Source organism: Halobacteriovorax sp. JY17 (assembly GCF_002753895.1).
Taxonomy (GTDB): Bacteria; Bdellovibrionota; Bacteriovoracia; order Bacteriovoracales; family Bacteriovoracaceae; genus Halobacteriovorax.
Genome location: NZ_NJER01000002.1, coordinates 705,255 through 724,272, shown reverse-complemented (window position 1 = coordinate 724,272; position 19,018 = coordinate 705,255). Strand labels below are relative to the sequence as shown.

At 36.6% G+C, this 19,018-nt stretch carries 22 protein-coding genes; 8 read left to right on the top strand and 14 right to left on the bottom strand.

Annotated features, from left to right (window positions below; all coding sequences use genetic code 11):
* Nucleotides 1–45: 45 nt before the first annotated feature.
* From CES88_RS11665 to rho, 5 genes are all read right to left on the bottom strand, one after another.
* Nucleotides 46–390 carry a histidine triad nucleotide-binding protein gene (locus CES88_RS11665; protein ID WP_290734533.1) on the bottom strand — a complete coding sequence of 115 codons (345 nt, stop codon included), beginning with the start codon at nt 388–390 and terminating at the stop codon, nt 46–48.
* Complete coding sequence (gene murA, locus CES88_RS11660) at nt 390–1,646, bottom strand: UDP-N-acetylglucosamine 1-carboxyvinyltransferase (protein WP_290734531.1); 1,257 nt, start codon at nt 1,644–1,646, stop codon at nt 390–392. The genes CES88_RS11665 and murA overlap by 1 nt, the downstream gene beginning before the upstream one ends.
* 20 nt (nt 1,647–1,666) lie before the next feature.
* Nucleotides 1,667–2,566, bottom strand: a complete 900-nt coding sequence (locus CES88_RS11655) for a HemK/PrmC family methyltransferase (protein ID WP_290734529.1) — start codon at nt 2,564–2,566, stop codon at nt 1,667–1,669.
* Nucleotides 2,566–3,633 (bottom strand): peptide chain release factor 1, encoded by a 1,068-nt coding sequence (gene prfA, locus CES88_RS11650; RefSeq protein ID WP_365993071.1) that lies wholly within the window; start codon nt 3,631–3,633, stop codon nt 2,566–2,568. The genes CES88_RS11655 and prfA overlap by 1 nt, the downstream gene beginning before the upstream one ends.
* 88 nt (nt 3,634–3,721) lie before the next feature.
* Nucleotides 3,722–4,969: a transcription termination factor Rho gene (gene rho, locus CES88_RS11645; RefSeq protein ID WP_290734526.1), complete on the bottom strand. Its 1,248-nt coding sequence runs from the start codon at nt 4,967–4,969 to the stop codon at nt 3,722–3,724.
* A gap of 192 nt (nt 4,970–5,161) precedes the next feature.
* Here rho and ruvX point away from each other — a divergent pair, with 192 nt between their 5' ends.
* Together ruvX and mltG are read left to right on the top strand one after the other, a co-directional pair.
* On the top strand, nt 5,162–5,623 hold the full coding sequence (gene ruvX / locus CES88_RS11640) for a Holliday junction resolvase RuvX (RefSeq protein WP_290734524.1): 462 nt from the start codon (nt 5,162–5,164) through the stop codon (nt 5,621–5,623).
* Nucleotides 5,624–5,672: 49 nt separating this feature from the next.
* Entirely contained in the window at nt 5,673–6,707 is a 1,035-nt protein-coding gene (mltG, locus tag CES88_RS11635; protein WP_290734523.1) for an endolytic transglycosylase MltG, read from the top strand.
* Nucleotides 6,708–6,721: 14 nt separating this feature from the next.
* Here mltG and CES88_RS11630 read toward each other — a convergent pair whose 3' ends face one another.
* On the bottom strand, nt 6,722–7,198 hold the full coding sequence (locus CES88_RS11630; protein WP_290734522.1) for a flavin reductase family protein: 477 nt from the start codon (nt 7,196–7,198) through the stop codon (nt 6,722–6,724).
* Between the two features lie 169 nt (nt 7,199–7,367).
* On the opposite strand from CES88_RS11630, the gene CES88_RS11625 reads away from it, so the two are divergent.
* Both CES88_RS11625 and CES88_RS11620 read left to right on the top strand, forming a co-directional pair.
* The gene (locus CES88_RS11625) at nt 7,368–7,739 is read left to right on the top strand and encodes a TraR/DksA family transcriptional regulator (RefSeq protein WP_290734520.1); all 372 of its coding nucleotides are present in this window, start codon (nt 7,368–7,370) and stop codon (nt 7,737–7,739) included.
* Between the two features lie 122 nt (nt 7,740–7,861).
* Complete coding sequence (locus tag CES88_RS11620) at nt 7,862–8,500, top strand: hemolysin III family protein (RefSeq protein WP_290734518.1); 639 nt, start codon at nt 7,862–7,864, stop codon at nt 8,498–8,500.
* On the opposite strand, the gene CES88_RS11615 is transcribed toward CES88_RS11620, so the two are convergent.
* The gene (locus CES88_RS11615) at nt 8,497–8,715 is read right to left on the bottom strand and encodes a hypothetical protein (RefSeq protein ID WP_290734516.1); all 219 of its coding nucleotides are present in this window, start codon (nt 8,713–8,715) and stop codon (nt 8,497–8,499) included. The genes CES88_RS11620 and CES88_RS11615 overlap by 4 nt on opposite strands.
* Nucleotides 8,716–9,089: 374 nt before the next feature.
* On the opposite strand from CES88_RS11615, the gene CES88_RS11610 reads away from it, so the two are divergent.
* On the top strand, nt 9,090–10,322 hold the full coding sequence (locus tag CES88_RS11610) for a S8 family peptidase (protein ID WP_290734514.1): 1,233 nt from the start codon (nt 9,090–9,092) through the stop codon (nt 10,320–10,322).
* Here CES88_RS11610 and CES88_RS11605 read toward each other — a convergent pair.
* A complete protein-coding gene (locus CES88_RS11605) occupies nt 10,319–10,975 on the bottom strand; it encodes a hypothetical protein (RefSeq protein WP_290734512.1) in 657 nt (218 codons plus the stop codon). The genes CES88_RS11610 and CES88_RS11605 overlap by 4 nt on opposite strands.
* Nucleotides 10,976–11,065: 90 nt before the next feature.
* Between CES88_RS11605 and lnt the strand changes: the two genes are divergently transcribed.
* Nucleotides 11,066–12,691 carry an apolipoprotein N-acyltransferase gene (lnt, locus tag CES88_RS11600; RefSeq protein WP_290734510.1) on the top strand — a complete coding sequence of 542 codons (1,626 nt, stop codon included), beginning with the start codon at nt 11,066–11,068 and terminating at the stop codon, nt 12,689–12,691.
* Here lnt and CES88_RS11595 read toward each other — a convergent pair.
* Nucleotides 12,675–13,658: a KpsF/GutQ family sugar-phosphate isomerase gene (locus tag CES88_RS11595; RefSeq protein WP_290734508.1), complete on the bottom strand. Its 984-nt coding sequence runs from the start codon at nt 13,656–13,658 to the stop codon at nt 12,675–12,677. The genes lnt and CES88_RS11595 overlap by 17 nt on opposite strands.
* A gap of 54 nt (nt 13,659–13,712) precedes the next feature.
* On the opposite strand from CES88_RS11595, the gene CES88_RS11590 reads away from it, so the two are divergent.
* Entirely contained in the window at nt 13,713–14,279 is a 567-nt protein-coding gene (locus tag CES88_RS11590; RefSeq protein WP_290734506.1) for a hypothetical protein, read from the top strand.
* Here the strand turns inward: CES88_RS11590 and CES88_RS11585 are convergent.
* The 5 genes from CES88_RS11585 to CES88_RS11565 all read right to left on the bottom strand — a co-directional run bounded on the left by CES88_RS11585 (nt 14,276) and on the right by CES88_RS11565 (nt 18,034).
* Nucleotides 14,276–15,052 carry a HEAT repeat domain-containing protein gene (locus CES88_RS11585; RefSeq protein WP_290734504.1) on the bottom strand — a complete coding sequence of 259 codons (777 nt, stop codon included), beginning with the start codon at nt 15,050–15,052 and terminating at the stop codon, nt 14,276–14,278. The two genes, CES88_RS11590 and CES88_RS11585, sit on opposite strands and share 4 nt — an antisense overlap.
* Nucleotides 15,053–15,069: 17 nt before the next feature.
* Nucleotides 15,070–16,035 carry a hypothetical protein gene (locus CES88_RS11580; RefSeq protein WP_290734502.1) on the bottom strand — a complete coding sequence of 322 codons (966 nt, stop codon included), beginning with the start codon at nt 16,033–16,035 and terminating at the stop codon, nt 15,070–15,072.
* A gap of 98 nt (nt 16,036–16,133) precedes the next feature.
* Complete coding sequence (locus CES88_RS11575; RefSeq protein ID WP_290734500.1) at nt 16,134–16,991, bottom strand: inositol monophosphatase family protein; 858 nt, start codon at nt 16,989–16,991, stop codon at nt 16,134–16,136.
* Complete coding sequence (gene yacG, locus CES88_RS11570) at nt 16,975–17,217, bottom strand: DNA gyrase inhibitor YacG (protein WP_290734498.1); 243 nt, start codon at nt 17,215–17,217, stop codon at nt 16,975–16,977. The genes CES88_RS11575 and yacG overlap by 17 nt, the downstream gene beginning before the upstream one ends.
* Nucleotides 17,192–18,034 carry an aminotransferase class IV gene (locus CES88_RS11565; protein ID WP_290734496.1) on the bottom strand — a complete coding sequence of 281 codons (843 nt, stop codon included), beginning with the start codon at nt 18,032–18,034 and terminating at the stop codon, nt 17,192–17,194. The genes yacG and CES88_RS11565 overlap by 26 nt, the downstream gene beginning before the upstream one ends.
* A gap of 40 nt (nt 18,035–18,074) precedes the next feature.
* Between CES88_RS11565 and CES88_RS11560 the strand changes: the two genes are divergently transcribed.
* Entirely contained in the window at nt 18,075–19,016 is a 942-nt protein-coding gene (locus CES88_RS11560) for a hypothetical protein (RefSeq protein ID WP_290734495.1), read from the top strand.
* Nucleotides 19,017–19,018 lie beyond the last annotated feature (2 nt).

The window sequence follows — 19,018 nt, the reverse complement described above, 5'->3', positions numbered from 1 at the left end:
TGCAAAATGACTTGATTTAAAAGATGGTCAGAGAAATTAATTCACTTATGAACCAAAGCCACCTAATTTCTCTCCACCAAGAACGTGAAAATGTGTATGAAATACAGTCTGACAACCATCACTTCCTAAATTTGTCACAACTCTAAACCCACTTGAAGCAAGTCCAGAGCTTTTAGAATAAGAGGAGATCGCTTTAAAGACATCACTTAATTGAGCAGGATTAGCATCAGAAAGATCGTTTATATCTTTAGAGTGATCTCTATGAATAAATAGCAAGTGTTCTTTTGCAAGAGGATTTAGATCTCTAAATCCTATAACAAATTCATCTTCATAAACTCTGGTCGAAGGAATTTCTTCTTTTACTATTTTACAAAAGATACAATCACTCATTACGACTCCGCGGACCTAGTGATCTTAGCTCCAAGATCTTGTAATTTACTTGCAAGATTGTCGTACCCTCTATCTAAGTGATAGACCCTAGAAATCTCAGTCTTTCCTTCAGAGGCAAGTGCTGCAATAATCAGTGCCGCAGAAGCTCTTAGGTCAGTACACATAACAGGTGCGCCCTTTAATTTACTTTCACCTTCAACAAAGGCAGTGTTCCCTTTAAGCTCTATATGAGCACCAAGTCTATTTAACTCAGGAACATGCATAAATCTATTTTCAAAAATATGCTCAGTGATAATCGAGCTTCCCTTTACCTGAGTCACAAGTGCCATCATTTGAGCCTGTACGTCAGTTGGAAAACCAGGAAATGGAGCTGTATCGACCTTACAAGCTTTTAGATCACTTGGAAGAACCTCAACAAAGTTATCTCCAATATTTAGTTTTGCTCCCATTGTCTTAAGCTCATCAAGAACAAATTCAAGGTGACTTGGATTAAAATCTGTCACTTTAACATTAGACTTTGTTGCAAGCGCCGCCATTATATAAGTTGCCGCTTCAATACGGTCTCCAATTGCAGTGTAATTTACTTCATGAAGTTCTTTTACGCCTTCAATTTGAATTTTCTTTGTTCCAATTCCAGTAACCTTTGCTCCCATCGCATTCAGGAAGTTAGCAAGGTCATCAATCTCAGGTTCAAGAGCAGCATTTTCAATAGTTGTAATTCCTTCTGCAAATACAGCGGCCATCATCAAGTTCTCAGTTGCTCCAACAGATGGAAAAGCCAGAACAAGGTGAGCCCCTTTCAATGGTCCATCAGTTTCAGCGTAAACGTATCCACCTTCTAGAGTGATCTTCGCTCCCATCTTCTCAAGGTTTGATAAGTGAAGATCAATAGGTCTTGTTCCAATCGCACACCCACCAGGAAGTGAAACTTTTGCTTTATGTAATCTTGTAAGTATTGGTCCTAAAGTAAAAATTGAAGCCCTCATTGTCTTTACAAGATCATAAGTTGCCTCATGAGAATTTAGAGTTGAAGGATCTAAAACAACAGAATCCCCATTTCTTTCGATACCAACACCTAAGTTACCTAAGAGGGTTAACATAGTATTAATATCTCGAAGATTTGGAATTTCATTTAAAGTAATTTTCTTATCACTTAAAAGAACTCCCGAGAGGATTGGAAGATAAGCATTCTTAGCTTTAGAAATTTTAACACTTCCCTCTAATTTACATGGTCCATCTACAATAATTTTGTCCATCTCTATTTCCTATTTAAGTATTATTTCTTTGCAAAGATAAAACGGTTTCTATTTGTATAATCTTTAAGAACTTTCACAGATGAAAATCCAATCATACTACATACATTTGCCAATTCTTCTAAGTGGTCTTCGTGACCTTCCATTATAAAAATCCCCTCTTCATAGAGAGAGTGTAATACTTGCTTAAAGAGGGTTCTAAACCATTCATCGTATTCATCATCTTCTAGATACAATGCCAAATGAGGCTCGTAAGTATCCACCTGATTGTGAACGAAGTCTCTGTCCTCCCTCTTTTTTATATAGGGAGGATTACTTACTATGAGATGAAAGTTTTCTTCACTTAAATCACTCATTCTATCCGTATGAACAAGTCTAAGTGAAGACTCTCTAGGAATAGTATAGCGCAAATTGAAATAATTTCGTCTCGTAACTTCAAGCGCATCTTTTGAAATATCTGTTGCGTAAGCTTCAAGAGGACGAGGCATCTCTTGAAGAAGTGAAATTATAATCGCTCCACTTCCAGTTCCAATATCTAGAACCTTAAGTCTTTCATCTGACATCTTCATCCAATCTCTTAGAAATGAAGCTGCAGTTTCAACAAGGATTTCAGTTTCACTTCTAGGAATGAGTACTGTTTCAGAAACATCAAATTCAGACTTATAGAAGTGGGCCCTACCTCTAATGTACTCAAGAGGATATCCCTTAATTAAACTATCAAAGAAGTAAGTTATCGGATTAGTGTTACTTGGAATATATCTAAGAGAAAAAAGGTCATCAACATTCACTTTCCTTTGTCTAGCATATTGCTTGAGCTCATCTTTTAAGCGATTGATTGACAGTCCTGGGTAGAGTTCAGAAAGTCTGATCTCTCTCTCAGAGAAGAACTTCTCTAAATATGTACCCAGGTTAATTGGAGTCATTACTCTTCTTGACCTTTTAGCAGCTCTGCTTGATTGTGAGCAATTAGAGCATCAGTCACGGGGGCCATATCCCCTTCGATAATTTTATCTAAAGAATAGAGAGTTAATCCGATTCTATGATCAGTCAGTCTTCCTTGTGGAAAATTATAAGTTCTAATCCTCTCAGATCTATCCCCTGTTCCGACAAGCCCTTTTCTCTCCGCAGCTTCAATTGCATTTTGTTCCTGAAGCATTTTATCGAAGATTCTATTTTTTAAAATTCTTAGAGCTTTTTCCTTATTCTTTAACTGCGACTTTTGATCCTGGTTAGCAACAACAGTTCCTGTAGGAATGTGAGTTACTCTAACCGCAGAGTCAGTCGTGTTTACAGACTGTCCACCAGCTCCACCCGAGCGGTAAACATCGATACGCACGTCATTTAAGTCTAGCTCAAATTCAACATCATCAGTTTCAGGCATAACAGCAACTGTAATTGTAGATGTGTGAACCCTTCCTTGAGACTCTGTCTTAGGAACACGTTGAACTCTGTGCACACCTGATTCATATTTAAGTTTTGAGTACACTTTCTCACCAGAAACAGAGAAAATTATTTCCTTAATCCCCTCATCACCTTCTGATACAGAAACTTGCTCTAACTTAAAACCAAGATCTCTAAAGTAATTTGAGTACATTCTATACACGTCACCAACAAAAATTGAAGCCTCATCACCACCAGCTCCTGCTCTAATTTCCATCATCACATTTCTATCATCAAGAGGATCTTTAGGAAGAAGAAGAACTGTTAATTTTTCTTCCATTGGAGTAACTAAAGGCTCATTCTCTGCAAGAACTTCCTTGGCCATCTCTTTCATGTCTTCATCTTTTTCATTTTTTAAAATGTCTTTCGCTTCATCAATATCTTCTTTAATTTGACGATATTCTCTATAGGCGATAACGACTTCTTCAAGATTTGACCTTTCACTTGAAATTTTCTTAAACTCATCTTGCCTATCGTAAATTGTAGGGTCAGCTAATTTTTCAGTTAGAGACTCGAATCTTTCAACTACGGCATCAAGCTTATCAAACATGGACATACATACTTCCTAATATTTTGCGGCCTACAAATAAATACGCCCTTCACATTGGAAGGGCGCTCATTTCATAAAAAGTTTTTCTTTAAGAGTTCATTGATTCTAAGAACTCAGCATTTGTCTTAGTCTTTGTAACTCTTTGGAGCATAAACTCCATTGCATCAATCGTAGACATTGGGTGAAGAACTTTTCTTAGAACATACGTTCTTTGAAGATCGAGAGGATCCATAAGAAGGTCTTCTTTACGAGTTGATGACTTATTAATATCTAGAGCAGGGAAAATTCTCTTCTCTAGTAACTTTCTATCAAGTTGAATTTCAGAGTTACCAGTTCCTTTGAATTCCTCAAAGATAACCTCATCCATTCTTGAACCTGTATCAACTAGAGCTGTTGCAATAATTGTTAGAGATCCACCATTTTCAATATTTCTAGCGGCACCAAAGAATCTCTTCGGTCTATGTAGTGCATTTGAATCAACACCACCAGATAAGATTTTCCCAGATGGTGGAACAACAGTGTTATAAGCACGAGCAAGACGAGTAATTGAGTCTAGAAGGATAACAACATCGTCCCCTGCTTCAGTAAGTCTCTTTGCTTTTTCAAGAACCATTTCTGCAACTTGAACGTGACGGTTAGCTGGCTCATCAAACGTAGATGATACAACTTCTGCCTGAACATTTCTCTTCATATCTGTTACTTCTTCCGGTCTTTCATCAATCAGAAGAACTATTAATTTGGCTTTTGGATGATTATCAGTAATTGAGTTTGCAATCTCTTGAAGAAGCATCGTCTTACCAGCTTTAGGAGGTGCTACGATTAGACATCTCTGCCCAAAACCTTGAGGTACGAATAAATTAATCATTCTTGTAGAGTAATTAGTTGGCTTTGATTCGAGGTTGATTTGTTTTTCAGGATAAAGAGGAGTTAAGTTATCAAAGAGTACTGTTTTCTTATGACCTTCTGGAGTTTGACCGTTAATTGTCTGAACTTTCAGAAGAGCAAAGTATCTCTCATTATCTTTTGGCGGCCTAATTTGACCTTCTAAAGAATCACCTTTTCTAAGACCAAATCTTCTAATCTGACTTGGTGATACGTAAATATCATCGGCACCTGGTAGGTAGTTATATCCAGGAGATCTTAGAAATCCAAAACCATCTGGTAAGATTTCAAGAACACCAGAACCAAAGATATCTTCTTTGTTCTTAGCTGATGTTTTTAAAAGAGCGAAGATGAGTTCGTGAGTTTTCATTCCCGAAGCATTTTCTACTTTTAAAGTTTCACCCATCGTAATGAGTTCTTTAATTTCCTTTTCTCTTAGGTCATTAAGGTGCATTAATCCTGTCTCCTGATAATTTTTAATTTTGGATTATAATTTTGTGGTTTACACGCCCCGAGGCTTTATTAGGTATTAAATTTCGAGGGAAGTTATATCTGATTTAGTAACTTCATTATCCTTGATGGCCTGTAAATATGTCAAGGTGATATTACTTGCCACAGAGCAGAATCTTCGTTAGAAAATAGTCCTATGAAGAATGAATTCGAAAACTATCAAAATTTCAGCAAATTCAAAGGCTTGAATATACTTTCTATAGATTACGGAACCAAAGTCACTGGCCTTGCCTGCTATTGTCCTGGTAGAGAGCCCTTTCCGCAAGCAAGGGGAAGAGTGATTTATCAAAGTGATGAACAACTTTTAAATGAGCTAACCATCATTATAGAGGAAGACTTTGTAGAAGTAATCGTTCTAGGAATTCCCTACTATTTAGACGGTAATGAGTCAGAGATGACTACTAGAATAAAGCTTTTTAAAGAGAAGCTAATGGAGCGCTTTAAAGAAATCCAAGTTTTTGAACAAGATGAAACACTAAGCTCAACTGCAGCTGAAGAGAGAATGATGAACTCTCCTCAATTTAACTTTAAGATAGACCCAAAGAGAATTGACGAAGTAGCGGCCACGATAATTCTTGAAGACTTTATGAGGAATTAAATTCTTTGCACTTGTCGAGAATGCAATTGCCCTTTATCCTGTGAATATTATGACAAAAAAACACCTATTTATATTTTTAGTTTTAGTTCCTCTTCTTGCCTGTAGTGCTGTAGCAGTGCAGATTTATTATTCTATCGCCGTATGGAAGTATGATGGGCCAGAGAAAACCTTTGTAATAAAGCCAGGAGAAGGCTTTTCAAAGATTAATCATCACCTAGCAACTGAAGATATCATAAGTAGTTCTAAACTATTTTATAGATACAATAAGATCTACAATCGCTTAAATAGCTTCAAGGCCGGAAATTATATTATTAAGCCCGGTATTAATATGCTTGGAGTAATTGACCTACTCACAACGGGGAAGGGACAAACGATTTCTGTGACAATTCCAGAAGGAAAGAACCTTTTTCAAATTGCAGACATTTTAGAAAGCGATAAGATCACAAATAAAGAAGACTTTATTAAACTTTCTAAGAATCCTGACTTTGTTTCAACTTTAGGTATTCCTGCTTCACGAGTTGAAGGTTACCTCTACCCAGAGACTTATCACTTTGCTAAGAATACTCCAGCGTCCACAGTCATTAGAACAATGGTTAATACATTTAATGATAAGACCTCAGCAGTTGACTTCTCTAAGTCAAAACTCTCTAAGCACTCAGTAATTATTCTCGCTTCAGTTGTAGAAAAAGAAACTGGTGCAAGCTTTGAGAGACCACAAATTGCAGGAGTTTTTACCAATAGACTCAAGAAGAAAATGAGGCTTCAGTCAGACCCAACAACAATTTACGGAATCTGGGAAAACTACAACGGTAACCTCAGAAAGAAACATCTCTTAGAAAGAACTGAATATAATACTTATAAAATACCTGCCCTCCCTATTGGTCCTATTTCAAATCCAGGAATAGAGTCTATCAAGGCAGTTTTAAATCCAGAGAAACACAACTATCTCTACTTCGTCAGCAAGAATGATGGAACTCATATTTTCTCTGAAACTTATAAGCAGCATAGAAATGCAGTCTATGAATTTCAAAAGAATTCAAAGAATAGACAAGGAAAGTCTTGGAGAGATCTAAAACAAAAGTAGATCCCTCCACGACCTTAATAATCTAACCCAGTTGTTCGGGTGTGCACTTTTATAGGCGCGCCCTCACTCAATGTATAACTCGCCGTCACCTCTGCAATAATAATTTCATGATCGCCTGGATTCACTGTGCTTTTCAAACGACACTCAAGCACTGACTTAGCGTCTTTTAGTATTACTCCACCTGACTCACTCAAACTACAATCTATTTTATCAAATGGTGAATCACTTGGATCATAGCCGCTCCAGAAATATTTCAAGTAACCCATCTCATGCTCACCTACAACATTTACTGTAAAAGTTTTTCCAGACATAATCGCTTCGTAACCAGGTCTTCCCTTATTAATAGCGATAGAAATTAAAAGAGGCTCAAAGCTTACCTGCTGTACCCAACTTGCTAGATACCCATCCTTTCGTCCTCCATCATTTGTGGCCACAATAAAGAGACCAGAGGGAATATGACCTATGGCCTTTGCCGCTTCTTTCTTATTCATAGAAACCTCCTTACCGAGTATTTTGATCACCTATTCTAAATACAACTCCTATTTCACCCTGCATAATTTTTAGCTTGTATTGTATACAAGCAATGTTTAAAATATTGTGTGGGCCAACCATGCTCAACATTAACCATTTGTTGTTGCCAAGTATTCAAGGAGGAATAGTATGGGAAAGGTCAATCTCGAACACTTTAAACAAATTCTACTAAAGAAACGTCAGGATATTCTTAATGGTGGGCTATTAAAGTCTACTGAAGACCTACAAATTTCTAGCGATGATCTAGCTGATGAGGCTGATCTAGCTCAAAGTGTAATAAATCAACAAGTTACTTTCAATATGCGCCAAAGAGAGCTCGGAAAACTTAGGGCCATTGAAGCCGCTTTAGAACGTGTAGAAGATGGAACATATGGTTTCTGTGAAGATTGTGATGATCCTATCGGAAGTAAAAGACTTGAAAATCAACCATGGACAACTCTTTGTATTACTCACGCTGAAGAACAAGAGCGTGAGCAAAGTAGATTTGGACGAATTGGGTAATTTCTAAAATTAAAGAATAAGCATAAAAGGAGCAATTTAATTGCTCCTTTTTTTTAAGTAAAATAAATGTAATACCAGCTCTCTCCCCTGCCTATCTTTAAGAAATAGTTTATAGTAACTCTATGAATACTAGAAATATAAGTGGCTATACAGCTAACGAAGAAATTGCTAATTCCCTAACACACATTCTCGGAGTAGTTCTTTCAATTTACGTACTAGTATCACTACTAGTTCAAGGCTTGAATTCAGACAACCCTACGATGATTATAAGCTACCTCATCTACGGACTTTCTCTTATTGCTCTCTACACTTCTTCTTCACTCTATCATTTGGCAAAGAGCGAAGATAAGAAAAAGCTTTTTAAGAAATTTGATCATATTTGTATTTATTATTTAATTGCAGGTTCCTATACTCCACTTATGTTAATTAAAGTGGGGGGACAAACGGGAACGCTTGTAACAGCTATCGTTTGGTCAATTGCCCTTCTTGGAACAATATATAAGCTGAAGGTAAAAAAGAGTAATAAACTCATTTCTACCTCAACTTACCTCTTAATGGGTTGGATTGTTATTCTCTTTTGGCCAAAGGTTAGTACTTCACTCTCAAGTGAAAGTATAAAATGGTTGGGAATAGGCGGAGCTTTTTATTCCATAGGAGTAATCTTTTATTCCTTAAAGAAAATCCCTTACACCCATGCCATTTGGCATCTCTTTGTTCTAGCGGGTAGCTTTGCTCACTACTTCTCAATTAAAGTGGCTTAATTAAACTGGGCCTGAACAAACTTAGCTCCTTGAGTTTTTGCTGCTGTTTGCAACATCCGAGAAAGTTCTTGTTCAATTCGAGCATCATTTCTAAAAATAATCTTATTACTAATTTCTTCATGTGTTGGAAGTGAGCGAGTTCCCTGGCTCTGACATGAGACCATTGAAAAGAGCATTGAACAAATAAATGATAGTGATAGTAATACTGATTTCATTTCTACATCCTTGTTCTTATTTAGCGTGATCCATCCGTGATCACACCTATTAATGAAGCAAGTGAGATGCCAATTTTAGTTATATAATTCTAGCACTTTAGATGACTCATAGTGAAACTAGGGTCAATTCGCACATCCATATTGTCATCAAAATGACCTGTTAACTTTTAAACACCCTTCCCCCTAAAGTGACTAGTTTTTATACACCTCTCATAAGCTTAGACAATAGACTCCCTTTTTCCCTACCCTAACCCTCTGTTTATATAGGCTAAAGCTTGGCCCAATCCTTGCTTATATTAAAAGAGACTATTGAAGTGTTCTCAACCGAGACATTTCTAAAAAAATTGATTATTATTGCGATGGAGATTCATCTAATGTCACAACAACTTAGACCAAAACTCGTTACAGTTCTTCTAAGCCTAGGCCTATCACTAAGCCTCATTTCTCATTCTGCTTTGGCAGATGCTGGAAAGTCTAGAAAATCTAGTCTAAGCCAAGAAATGTTAAAGAAGGTTACAAAGAAGAAGTATTTCAAGGCGAGCGAAGCTGTTGTTAGAGATGCCGAATCACTAGACCTCAATTTACTTAAATCTACTTATGCCAGCTGGGGAATTGATCCTGACAATAAAACATCATCTATTAACTTGATAGAAGCTTGGAGAAATTTCAAGAAGAAGAAAGATATTGTTGTTGCTGTAATAGATACAGGAATTGATCCTGAACATCCATTCTTAAAGAAGAATATTCATGTCCTTCAAGGACACGAGAGCCTTCTTAATTATGGAATCGATTTCTCCAAAGGAAGAACTGCAGTAAATAAGCCTAACGATGACCACGGTCACGGAACTCACGTAGCGGGTATAGTAAAAAGTGTATTCCCAAAAGTACAAATCCTTACTTTAAAATATTACAATAGAAACGCTAATGGACAAGACAACTTAAACTCTACAATTGAGGCCCTTGATTACGCCGTAAATATGGGTGTTGATGTTATAAACTACTCAGGTGGTGGACCAGAGCCAGATAGAAGAGAACTAGAAATCTTAAAGAAAGCCGAAGAAAAAGGAATCCTAGTTGTTGCGGCAGCAGGAAATGAAGAATCAAATATTGATAATAAAGACAATGCTTACTATCCAGCAAGTTATGGTCTAAAGAATATTATTACTGTAACTGCACACAACCAAAGCAAGCAAATACTCTCTTCTTCGAACTACGGAAAGAGAACTGTTGATATCTCGGCACCAGGGTATAGAATTAAATCAGCTCTTCCACATAGCCGATCTGGATATTTAACAGGAACAAGTCAGGCAACAGCATTTGTTTCAGGAGTAGCGGCACTAATAAAGTCTCACTACCCACAACTGTCTGCAGAAGATTTAAAAATGATTATCAAGAAATCAGCAAAACAAGAAATTACTCTTACAACAAAATGCGCTTCAGGTGGAAGACTAGATGCTTCAAAAGCTCACCAGATGGCAGCAGAATTTACAAGAGAATCAAATCAGCCAACAAATATTGCTGCTGATTCAAAAGTAAAAAGAGAAGTCGCTCAAAAGTTTAATGAGAAGACTGAAGAAGGAAAAATCTTTTTAAGAAGAGCAAATTAATAATTAAATAACATATACCGGTAGAATGATAGCGCAGCTGCAACGAGACCTAGTCCCCCAAAGAACGTAATAGCTATCACACCAACCCTCATCAGACCAAACACCCTATAATCGAGAAGACTTAAGACAAGAGACGGTGAGTTCTCTTTTTCTAGTTTGGCACATTCAATTGACTCATGAATCTTTGCATAGATTGAATGAAGCTTAGAGGATTCATCAACATTCTTCCATAGCTCATCTTCACTGACTCCATACTTTATAAGTTCTATGATCAAGTCTGTGAATTCTTGAAGATATAAATTTCTATCCTCAACCCTATATTCACTTCTATTATAGAAATAATCTAAGAGGATATTATACCTCATAAACATTTTTCTCTTATATCTACTAAAGTTAAGGGGATCGAAATGTTCTAAGTCACCATGAAGTCTTGTTAGGGGTCCTAGGTTCTCCCAATAGCTCTCCCTAATGGAATAGAAACTCTTCTCTCCGAGAGGGTCGCCTAGAAAATCAAAATTTAATTGATAACCACAAGTTTCGCATTCACCGTTATCTATAAATACAGAATCACATTGGTGACAGCGCTGTATCTCTTTTATTGGTGTATGTAAGAAATTTGAATTACCCTTCCTTGGGTCGATTTGTACTTCCATAATAAAATTGTACTATTAAATATTCAAAATTGGCAATTTCTTGTTTGAACAGTATCATTTTAAAAAACTAAACTTAAAAAAGAGATAAATATGAGTTCTCCGTTTTCTAGTAAATGGACCGTCACAATTTTTATTCCCCTCATTGGAGGAATAATTTATGCAACAGCATTCCCTATGACTTTTGCTCCTTCATTCCCACTTGGAACAATTATAGGAATGTCTCTTCTTCTTTATTCACTTGCTTTTACAAAGAAAGAAATGATGGAGCGCTCTATATGGTTAGATATTCTAAGTGTTCTTTCATTCTCAATTGGATACAATACGCTTGGCTACTACTGGATTCCTGAAACCCTAAAAGTTTTTGGGGAAATACCTTTTCCTATTAATTGGATGCTTGGAGTTTTCTTTTCTTTAATAATTTGTCCGCATTTAATCCTATTCACTCTAGGACACAGACTTTACAAGAAGTTCTCTGTGAAGTCGTCCTCACTTGTTTCTTCCATATCAAGTAGACATATAATTTACGCTATCGCGCTTACACTGGTAGAGAGGTTTACTCCTCAGCAATTTCCTGCTCACATGGGACATAGTTGGCTAAGCTTTGCTCCTTATCTAGGGCTAGCTCCTCTCTTTGGTGCTCCACTCTTTTCTTTCATAAATTTCTGGTTAGCCCTTACTATTGCTCATAGACTTAAATATGCAAGGCTCGATAAATTAGCGATTTTCTCCTCTCTCATTTTCCTCATTGCAAACTTCGCTCTCCCATTAAAGAAAACAGATGAGACAGATTCTGTCTCCCACAATCTAAGACTCGTTCAGGCCAATATAGGTAACTTTGTAAAAGTGAATTCTGAAAGTGGGAAACCTTTTGCCTTTGATGAAGTTTACGAGAGATACCTAAGACTAAGTACAGTAACAAGCACTGAACCAATTGACCTAATCATTTGGCCAGAGACTGCATATCCAAGGCTCTTGAATTCCATGAAAATGGAAAATGATGCGAGATATACTCCTAAATTAATTAAAGAGGTCGCAAGGATAACCAATGCTGAAGTTTTCACAGGTGGCTACGATAAATCTTCTAGTGAAAATAGTGACTATTTTCAAACAGAGTACAACACTGCATTTCACTTTGGAATTGATGGAACTCTAAAGAAGCGCTTTCATAAAATGAAATTAATACCTTTTGGAGAGGGCTTACCGTTTGGACCTTTCAACCAGTACCTCTCACAGTATCTACAAAATATTTCTTTCTTTGCCAGTGGAGATCATTACACTCTTTTTAAAACAAATAAGGGAACACCATTTAGTGCAGCAATTTGCTACGAAATACTTTTTTCATCATTTATAAAAGATAACTTAAACTCTCTCGACACTCAGCCCGACTTTCTAATCAATCTCACCAACGATAGCTGGTACGGAGAAACTGCTGAACCAGAACAACACCTCTTCCTTTCAAAGTGGAGGGCCCTCGAATTTGATATACCAATAGTGAGAATGACTAATACAGGAATAACTTCGATTATCTATCAAGACGGAAGTGAAACAGAGAGAAGTCCTCTCTTTAAAGAAGTTATTCAAGACGTAAAATTAAAAACTAAAGAGAGAGGAAAGACTCTCTATCAAGAATATGGATTATTTCCGACTCTCTTCATCGTAATGACTCTGATTATTATTTCTCTAATTCTAAATAGAAGAACTAGGAATTTGGACTAAGGCCTGCTTTTAGTAGGTCATGTAGTCTTATAAATCCAAAGAACTCTTTCTCTTCTAATACTGGAACCACAGCAATAGGACTTGTTCTTTCTTCCATTACTTTTAGAGCATCAAAAGCTAGGGTACTTCTTGTTACAGTTGTTGGACTTTTATTTAGGAAGTCTCTCACTGAAATAGAGAGCTCTCCTGTGCCTGTTGAAAGACAACGTCTAATATCACCCTCAACAATAAGACCGATAAATTTGTCCTTATCTATGACCGCACAAGCGCCGAGAGGTTTATTTGTCATTTCAAGAATAACATCTTTTAGAGTCGCACTAGATTCTACAATTGCACACTCACTACTTTTCCACATTAAATCATCTACTTTCATACGAAGACTCTTTCCTAGAAATCCCCCAGGGTGATTCTGGGCAAAGCCTTCTTTTGAAAGATTAACCATATGTTCAAAGAAGACAGCAAGAGCATCTCCCATTGCTAGTGCAACAGTTGAGCTTGTGGTTGGAGCTTGATTATTAATACAGGCCTCTTTTTCAACACTACAATCAAATACGACAGCGCATTCATTTCCAATTGGTGAATTTACAGCTCCAAGAAAGCCAACCGAGTTTGACTTCTTAGACTTTAGAAAAGGAAGAATTTTTAAAATCTCTTCTGTTGTTCCAGATTTTGATAAGAAGACGATGACATCATTCTCTCTAACTCTTCCTAAATCTCCATGAAGAGCTTCTGTAGGATGTAAGAGAAAGGATCTAAGTCCAAGAGAAGTGAATGTGGAAGCAAGTTTTGCTCCAATAAGTCCTGACTTCCCCACTCCGCAGAAGACAATATCGCCACCAGTTTGAATTAATTCTTCAAAAATGCTCTCCATTTTTAAAATCATCTCTTCATTCAAGCGTTTTGCAGCTAATTCGATAGATTTTGCTTCTAAATTGAGGACATCTCTTAATATTTCTATTTTACTCATAACTTTCTCAATATTCTCTTGGGTCTATAAATTATCTGAGTTAAAATTATAACAATGTTAAAACAATTTTATTATCTTATTCTTATCAAAAATCTATTAAAAAGAGGAAGTTTTCTTCTTTTATTAGTATTACCTCTTAATTTTAGCGGATGTTCCAGCTACCAACAATTTCAAGAGATTGCTGAAGAGTTTGAAATTCCTTCAAAGTTATTTAAATCTACTTATAATCAAACTTGGCAAGCTGTACTACAGATCATGCAAAAATATGACTTGGCCCTTCAAAATCAAGAAGCTGGAGTTATTAAGACAAGGTGGATTGATAACACACTACAATTGAATTTCGCTGACTCGTTTGGAAGTAGAGATGCTGTAAAGGCTGCAAAGTTTAAACTAATTGTAAACGTTGTTAAAGGTTTTAGCGGAACGAGAGAAGTCGCAAAGGTTACAGTTTTTAAGAGACAGATGGTTGAACAAGATTTTCTTCAAGGTTGGAAAGTTGTTAGGACAGATGGAATCCTAGAGAACTCTCTTCTCTATAGAATAGATAGAGTCATTTCAATTGATAATAAACTTAAAAAGATTGAAGAAAAGAAATCTAAAGAACTTGAAGAAGCCTTCTAAATTGTCTTACTTGCTACTTCGATTTTCTTCCAAAAACGAAGCTTTACTTGCTTATTTCCTTCTGGAGATTTCTTACCAGTTATCTTCTCTAAAGAAGTATTAACTTCAGAAAAAATATCTTTATACTTATCTTTTTGAATCATAGACAGAAGTGGTACTTTTGCTTTTTCAAATTTTAAATCACCAACTGTAAGGATTGCTTTCTTAATAAGATTCGTCCTCTTAAGGTTTCCTTCTTTCTTAGAACTTCCCTTCTTAGGTGCATAGTAGTTTCTCTTGTCATAGAGCATTTGCCAAACAAAAGGGGCTTCGCTACGTAGGCCAAGTTTAGAGATATTATCCAGAGCCTGAGATCTAACGATGAATGAATTATCTTTTAAAGCATTACTAAAGCTTCTCTTATACTCTACTCCTTTTAAGGCCAAGAGAGTTTTAAGAGAGGCCATTCTCATGACCCAGCTTGGATGTGTTAGAAATTTTGAAATAAATGGGGCTGATTTCTTTCCCATAATTTTTCCAAGCATAAATGTTGCTACCCATCTATTCTTTTCAGGATACTTTCCATTTTTCATAACTTGAACTAAGGCTGGTACAGATTTTCCACTATGGGACATGACTTCTTTTTTTAATGCGATGAGATCTTTCTTATTAGATTTCTTTGAAAATTTATTTAATAAAGACTCTGTAATTACTTTATCAGTTGCTTTTGCATCAACGCTCGCAAAGGATGAAAGTGAAGAAGATAATAGAACTAGTAAAATTATTTTTTTCATATTCATCCTTAAATTTATTAACCTAACATCTTTTCAAATTCAGAAAGTAATTCTTCAGCAGATTTTTGCTCACCATCATTAACAGGAACATCGTCAACGGCGGCTTCCGCAGCAGCTGGTGCAGGAGCCTCCTCAGGCATTGATTCAGTAATAGCGGCAGCCATTTGTGCCTCTAAATCCTCATCGTCTTCTTCCTCTGGGGCACTTTCAGGAATCTCTTCCGCAACAGGCTCAGGAGTAGGCTCTGCCTCTTCAACCGGCTCTTCAACCGGAGCAGCAGGACCGTCTGCTTGAAGATCCGCAATTGTTTTCTTCAATTGATCATTCTCTTGTTGAAGTCTTTTTAAATTTGCAAGATCTTCTTCAATGATTTCATATTCCATGAGTCTTTCTTTTAATTCATCTCTCTCTTTCGTAACAGCAGAAAGTTCTGCAGCAAGACCATCATTATCCCCTGCTCCTGAATTTGTTCCTGCAGCTGCCAACTGAGCTCTTAGAGATTCAATCTCATCTTGAAGAATTTTAATTTCTTCTGATGAATCTCCCCCAGCATTTAAAGATGCTGCTTGAGCGTCTCTCAACTTATTGTCGAGTTCAGTAATTTGTCTGTCTTTATCAGAAAGCCTTTGAGTAAGAGAGGCTATCTCTGCAACTTTTTGATTTAGCTCTTCTGAGCTATCACCACTAACAGATACATTTCCTGGAGGTAAATCTCTAACAGGAACAACCGAAGGAATTCCTTCACCGATATCTAATCCCCCACCTCTAAAAAGAGATGACTTAAGAGAAGTAGAATTTTGAATAATTGAATCCAAATAAGTCTTTAAAACACTTGCTGGTATCTGGTGAGATAATTGGTGAAACTTCTTCTTGTTATAGTGCCAATAGGCCACAAGAATCACTAATACTAAAACTAAAATAGACAAGGTAATAATAAGAGTCTCATCACTAAATTGAGCTACTTCTCTTACGAACCTTTTCATCGTCTCTGTCACGCTTCCATCCTTGGAATACTTATAGGTTATATCTACTTAAAATTATAGAGTGCTGCGAATTTTTGTCAACAGGTGAACATTAATTCTTAGCGTTTAAACTGAGACTTAAGCTCTTTATAAAAAGGGGGTCTCGCCGCTAAAATTGAGGCGGTAAAAGGCTGAAATGGCCGACCTTCAAAGTCTGTTACTTTCACTCCACTTTGCTCACAAATAATTCCTGCAGCGGCCATATCCCACGGCGCAAGTCCACTTTCCCAGAAACCGTCAAACACTCCACTAGCAACAAGACAGAGATCAAGGGCAGCACTTCCCATTCTTCTAATTCCACGAGATTTCTTCATTATCTGAACAAATTGGTCAAATTCTGTGTCGAAGCACTTTCCTTTTTCGGTAACAAAGCCAGTGCTGAGCATGGCCTCACTTAATTTCTTCTTATTTGATTTTGAAAAGAGTTTTTTAGATTTTGGAGACTTTGTTAAATTAGAGAAACGACTTTCTCCAAAAGAGCTAGCGTAATAGCAGTCTCCGTTGGAAGGTCTATAAACAACACCGAGAACTGGTTTACCAAAATGAAGAAGAGAAATACAAATAGCATAGTAATCTAATCCATTTAAGAAATTATTTGTTCCATCAAGTGGATCAATAACCCAAGTCCATTCACGTTCTTTAAATACTTGATAAGCTTCTTTAGCATCGCCAAATTGAGCATAGGCACTTTCTTCAGCAAGAATATCGTGATTAGGATACTTCTTAGAGATTTGCTTCATGATAAATTTTTCAGAAGCAAGGTCTGCAGTTGAAGCAACCCCTTGGGCCTGTTTACTTGTGATCTCAAGAGAGCTCAACTTTGTCTGATACTTCAAAAGTATCTTCCCTGCGCTATAAGACAGGTCTAATGCAAAATTTAGGGCATCTAAAATATTTTTCTTATTGTTCTTCATCATCGTAGAAATTACCAAATCCTTGATCGCTCTCATCTATTTCAAATTCATCAATAACCATTTCTGAATCTGGATTACCTTTTACAGGAACAGTATAACTCTCATTCCACCAATGCCCCATATCGATCATTTTGCAACGTTCTGTACAAAATGGACGATGCTCACTATCGTAGTAGTTAAACTTCTTTTTACAATTTGGGCACTTAACCTCTAGCTGTTGCTTCACCATAATTTCTCACAAATTTTTTAAACTTCTCATTAATTTTTAATAATAATTTATTCGACAAATCTTCACCAGATAAAGAGCTTGCAGCCCTTATACCTCTAAGCCCATTTGTTAGCCAAATCTCATCACTATTTTTTAAATCTTCAAGACTAAGGCTACACTCTCTAACTGAAAGATTCTCAGCCCTTAGAAAATCTAAAAGAAGATGGCGTGTTACTCCGTCAAGTATTCCAGGAATGAGAGCAGGTGTTAAAACTTTTTCATCTTTTACTAGAAATATATTACTTGTACCACATTCGAGTAGTTCGTTTTCAAAATTAAAGTAAACGAGCTCAGAGCACTTCTTCTCTCGAAGTTCCAAGGAGTATTCAAGGTAATTTCCAACTTTTAAATAATTTGGAATATTCGTTCTTCCACGAATAACTTTAGAGATCTCTAAATTAAGATCTCCTTCTTTATTTTCAAAAGGAAGTTTATAAATAAAGAAATCAACTTCTTCATTTAGTGTTTTTACAAAAGTTATTCTGAAATAAAAATCGCCACTTTCTTCGTAGAGCTCTTTTAATCCTTTTAACAAACTCTCTTCAAAATCTTTAAAGTCGACATTCCATAGAAAGTAAATTGAGCGCGATAATCGCCTAAGATGAAATTCTAGAGCTTCGAAAACACCGTCACTTAACTTTAAAGTCGTAAAGGGAGACTCACCAAAGAATAGTCCTCTATTGAGACTCATCTTCTCCCACTCTCCAGCTGCAAATAATTGGTGATTATTGTAGATAATAGCTTTCACAAGTACAGACCTTAATTGATAAAACGACATACCAATGATAACTATTTGGCTACACAAAGGGAAGTTGCAAATGAATGACATTGTAATCATCGGATACGGTTCTCAGGCTAAGGCCTGGGCACATAATTTTAGAGACTCCGGTCGAAGAGTTACCATCGCTCTAAGAGATAACTCAGAGTCTATTCCCATCGTTAATGAGAAAGGATTTGAATTAATCTCTCTTTTAAATATTGGTAAACTTAGTAAACCTATTTTAATCCTTCTCACTCCAGACCACACACATCTTGAAACCCTTACAGAGATAGCCTCTAAACTCGAAGTCGGCACAAATATTATTTATGCTCACGGATATAGCTATACTGCTTTTAATTTTAAAGAGAACTTCCCAAAATTAAATCATCTACTTCTCGCTCCTAAGGCCATTGCAAGTGAGCTTCGCTTTCAATATGAAAATAAAGGAAAACTTGGAGCCGCTTATTCTCTTGAAGATATTTCGGCAGAAGAATCAGCAGAGGCCAAAGAACTTCTCATGGCGGTGGCAAGAGATATCGGAATTACTGCCGGCCCTTATGAAACGACTTTTCTAGAAGAAACAAATGCAGACCTCTTTAGCGAACAATCACTACTTTGCTCTCTCCTGCCCTACGGAGCCCTACATTCCTACAATAAATTGAGACAAAAAGGTGTTAAACGTGAAATCGCGTACTTAGAGTGCTGGTTAGAAGTAAAGCTCATCGCTGACGCAATGGTGAAGATGGGTCCTGAGGAGTTCTTCAAGCTTATAAGCCCAAACGCTCTACTAGGCGGTGAAAAGGCCCAGAAGCTTCTATTTGACGAAGGCTACCATAAGAAATTAGATTCTCTACTGAGTGATATTTGGAATCAAGATTTTTTTACAGAGTGTAAAGGTCTTGATTTCAATAAATTACGTTCTAGTGTATTAGAGAGGTGGGCAAATGAAGAGCTCACTCAAACTCACAGAGAACTTGCACCTGAACTTATAAACAAGTAGGT

Bases quoted from the DNA above. Each gene is read 5' to 3' on its own strand.
- CES88_RS11575 (WP_290734500.1), bottom strand. From the start codon at position 16,991: ATGATGAAGAACAATAAGAAAAATATTTTAGATGCCCTAAATTTTGCA.
- CES88_RS11605 (WP_290734512.1), bottom strand. From the start codon at position 10,975: ATGGAAGTACAAATCGACCCAAGGAAGGGTAATTCAAATTTCTTACAT.
- prfA (WP_365993071.1), bottom strand. From the start codon at position 3,633: ATGTTTGATAAGCTTGATGCCGTAGTTGAAAGATTCGAGTCTCTAACT.
- CES88_RS11585 (WP_290734504.1), bottom strand. From the start codon at position 15,052: ATGAAAAAAATAATTTTACTAGTTCTATTATCTTCTTCACTTTCATCC.
- CES88_RS11665 (WP_290734533.1), bottom strand. From the start codon at position 390: ATGAGTGATTGTATCTTTTGTAAAATAGTAAAAGAAGAAATTCCTTCG.
- CES88_RS11620 (WP_290734518.1), top strand. From the start codon at position 7,862: ATGAATACTAGAAATATAAGTGGCTATACAGCTAACGAAGAAATTGCT.
- CES88_RS11610 (WP_290734514.1), top strand. From the start codon at position 9,090: ATGTCACAACAACTTAGACCAAAACTCGTTACAGTTCTTCTAAGCCTA.
- CES88_RS11580 (WP_290734502.1), bottom strand. From the start codon at position 16,035: ATGAAAAGGTTCGTAAGAGAAGTAGCTCAATTTAGTGATGAGACTCTT.
- CES88_RS11630 (WP_290734522.1), bottom strand. From the start codon at position 7,198: ATGAATAAGAAAGAAGCGGCAAAGGCCATAGGTCATATTCCCTCTGGT.
- mltG (WP_290734523.1), top strand. From the start codon at position 5,673: ATGACAAAAAAACACCTATTTATATTTTTAGTTTTAGTTCCTCTTCTT.
- CES88_RS11565 (WP_290734496.1), bottom strand. From the start codon at position 18,034: ATGTCGTTTTATCAATTAAGGTCTGTACTTGTGAAAGCTATTATCTAC.
- CES88_RS11625 (WP_290734520.1), top strand. From the start codon at position 7,368: ATGGGAAAGGTCAATCTCGAACACTTTAAACAAATTCTACTAAAGAAA.
- rho (WP_290734526.1), bottom strand. From the start codon at position 4,969: ATGCACCTTAATGACCTAAGAGAAAAGGAAATTAAAGAACTCATTACG.
- CES88_RS11590 (WP_290734506.1), top strand. From the start codon at position 13,713: ATGTTAAAACAATTTTATTATCTTATTCTTATCAAAAATCTATTAAAA.
- ruvX (WP_290734524.1), top strand. From the start codon at position 5,162: ATGAAGAATGAATTCGAAAACTATCAAAATTTCAGCAAATTCAAAGGC.
- yacG (WP_290734498.1), bottom strand. From the start codon at position 17,217: ATGGTGAAGCAACAGCTAGAGGTTAAGTGCCCAAATTGTAAAAAGAAG.
- murA (WP_290734531.1), bottom strand. From the start codon at position 1,646: ATGGACAAAATTATTGTAGATGGACCATGTAAATTAGAGGGAAGTGTT.
- CES88_RS11595 (WP_290734508.1), bottom strand. From the start codon at position 13,658: ATGAGTAAAATAGAAATATTAAGAGATGTCCTCAATTTAGAAGCAAAA.
- CES88_RS11615 (WP_290734516.1), bottom strand. From the start codon at position 8,715: ATGAAATCAGTATTACTATCACTATCATTTATTTGTTCAATGCTCTTT.
- CES88_RS11655 (WP_290734529.1), bottom strand. From the start codon at position 2,566: ATGACTCCAATTAACCTGGGTACATATTTAGAGAAGTTCTTCTCTGAG.
- CES88_RS11560 (WP_290734495.1), top strand. From the start codon at position 18,075: ATGAATGACATTGTAATCATCGGATACGGTTCTCAGGCTAAGGCCTGG.
- lnt (WP_290734510.1), top strand. From the start codon at position 11,066: ATGAGTTCTCCGTTTTCTAGTAAATGGACCGTCACAATTTTTATTCCC.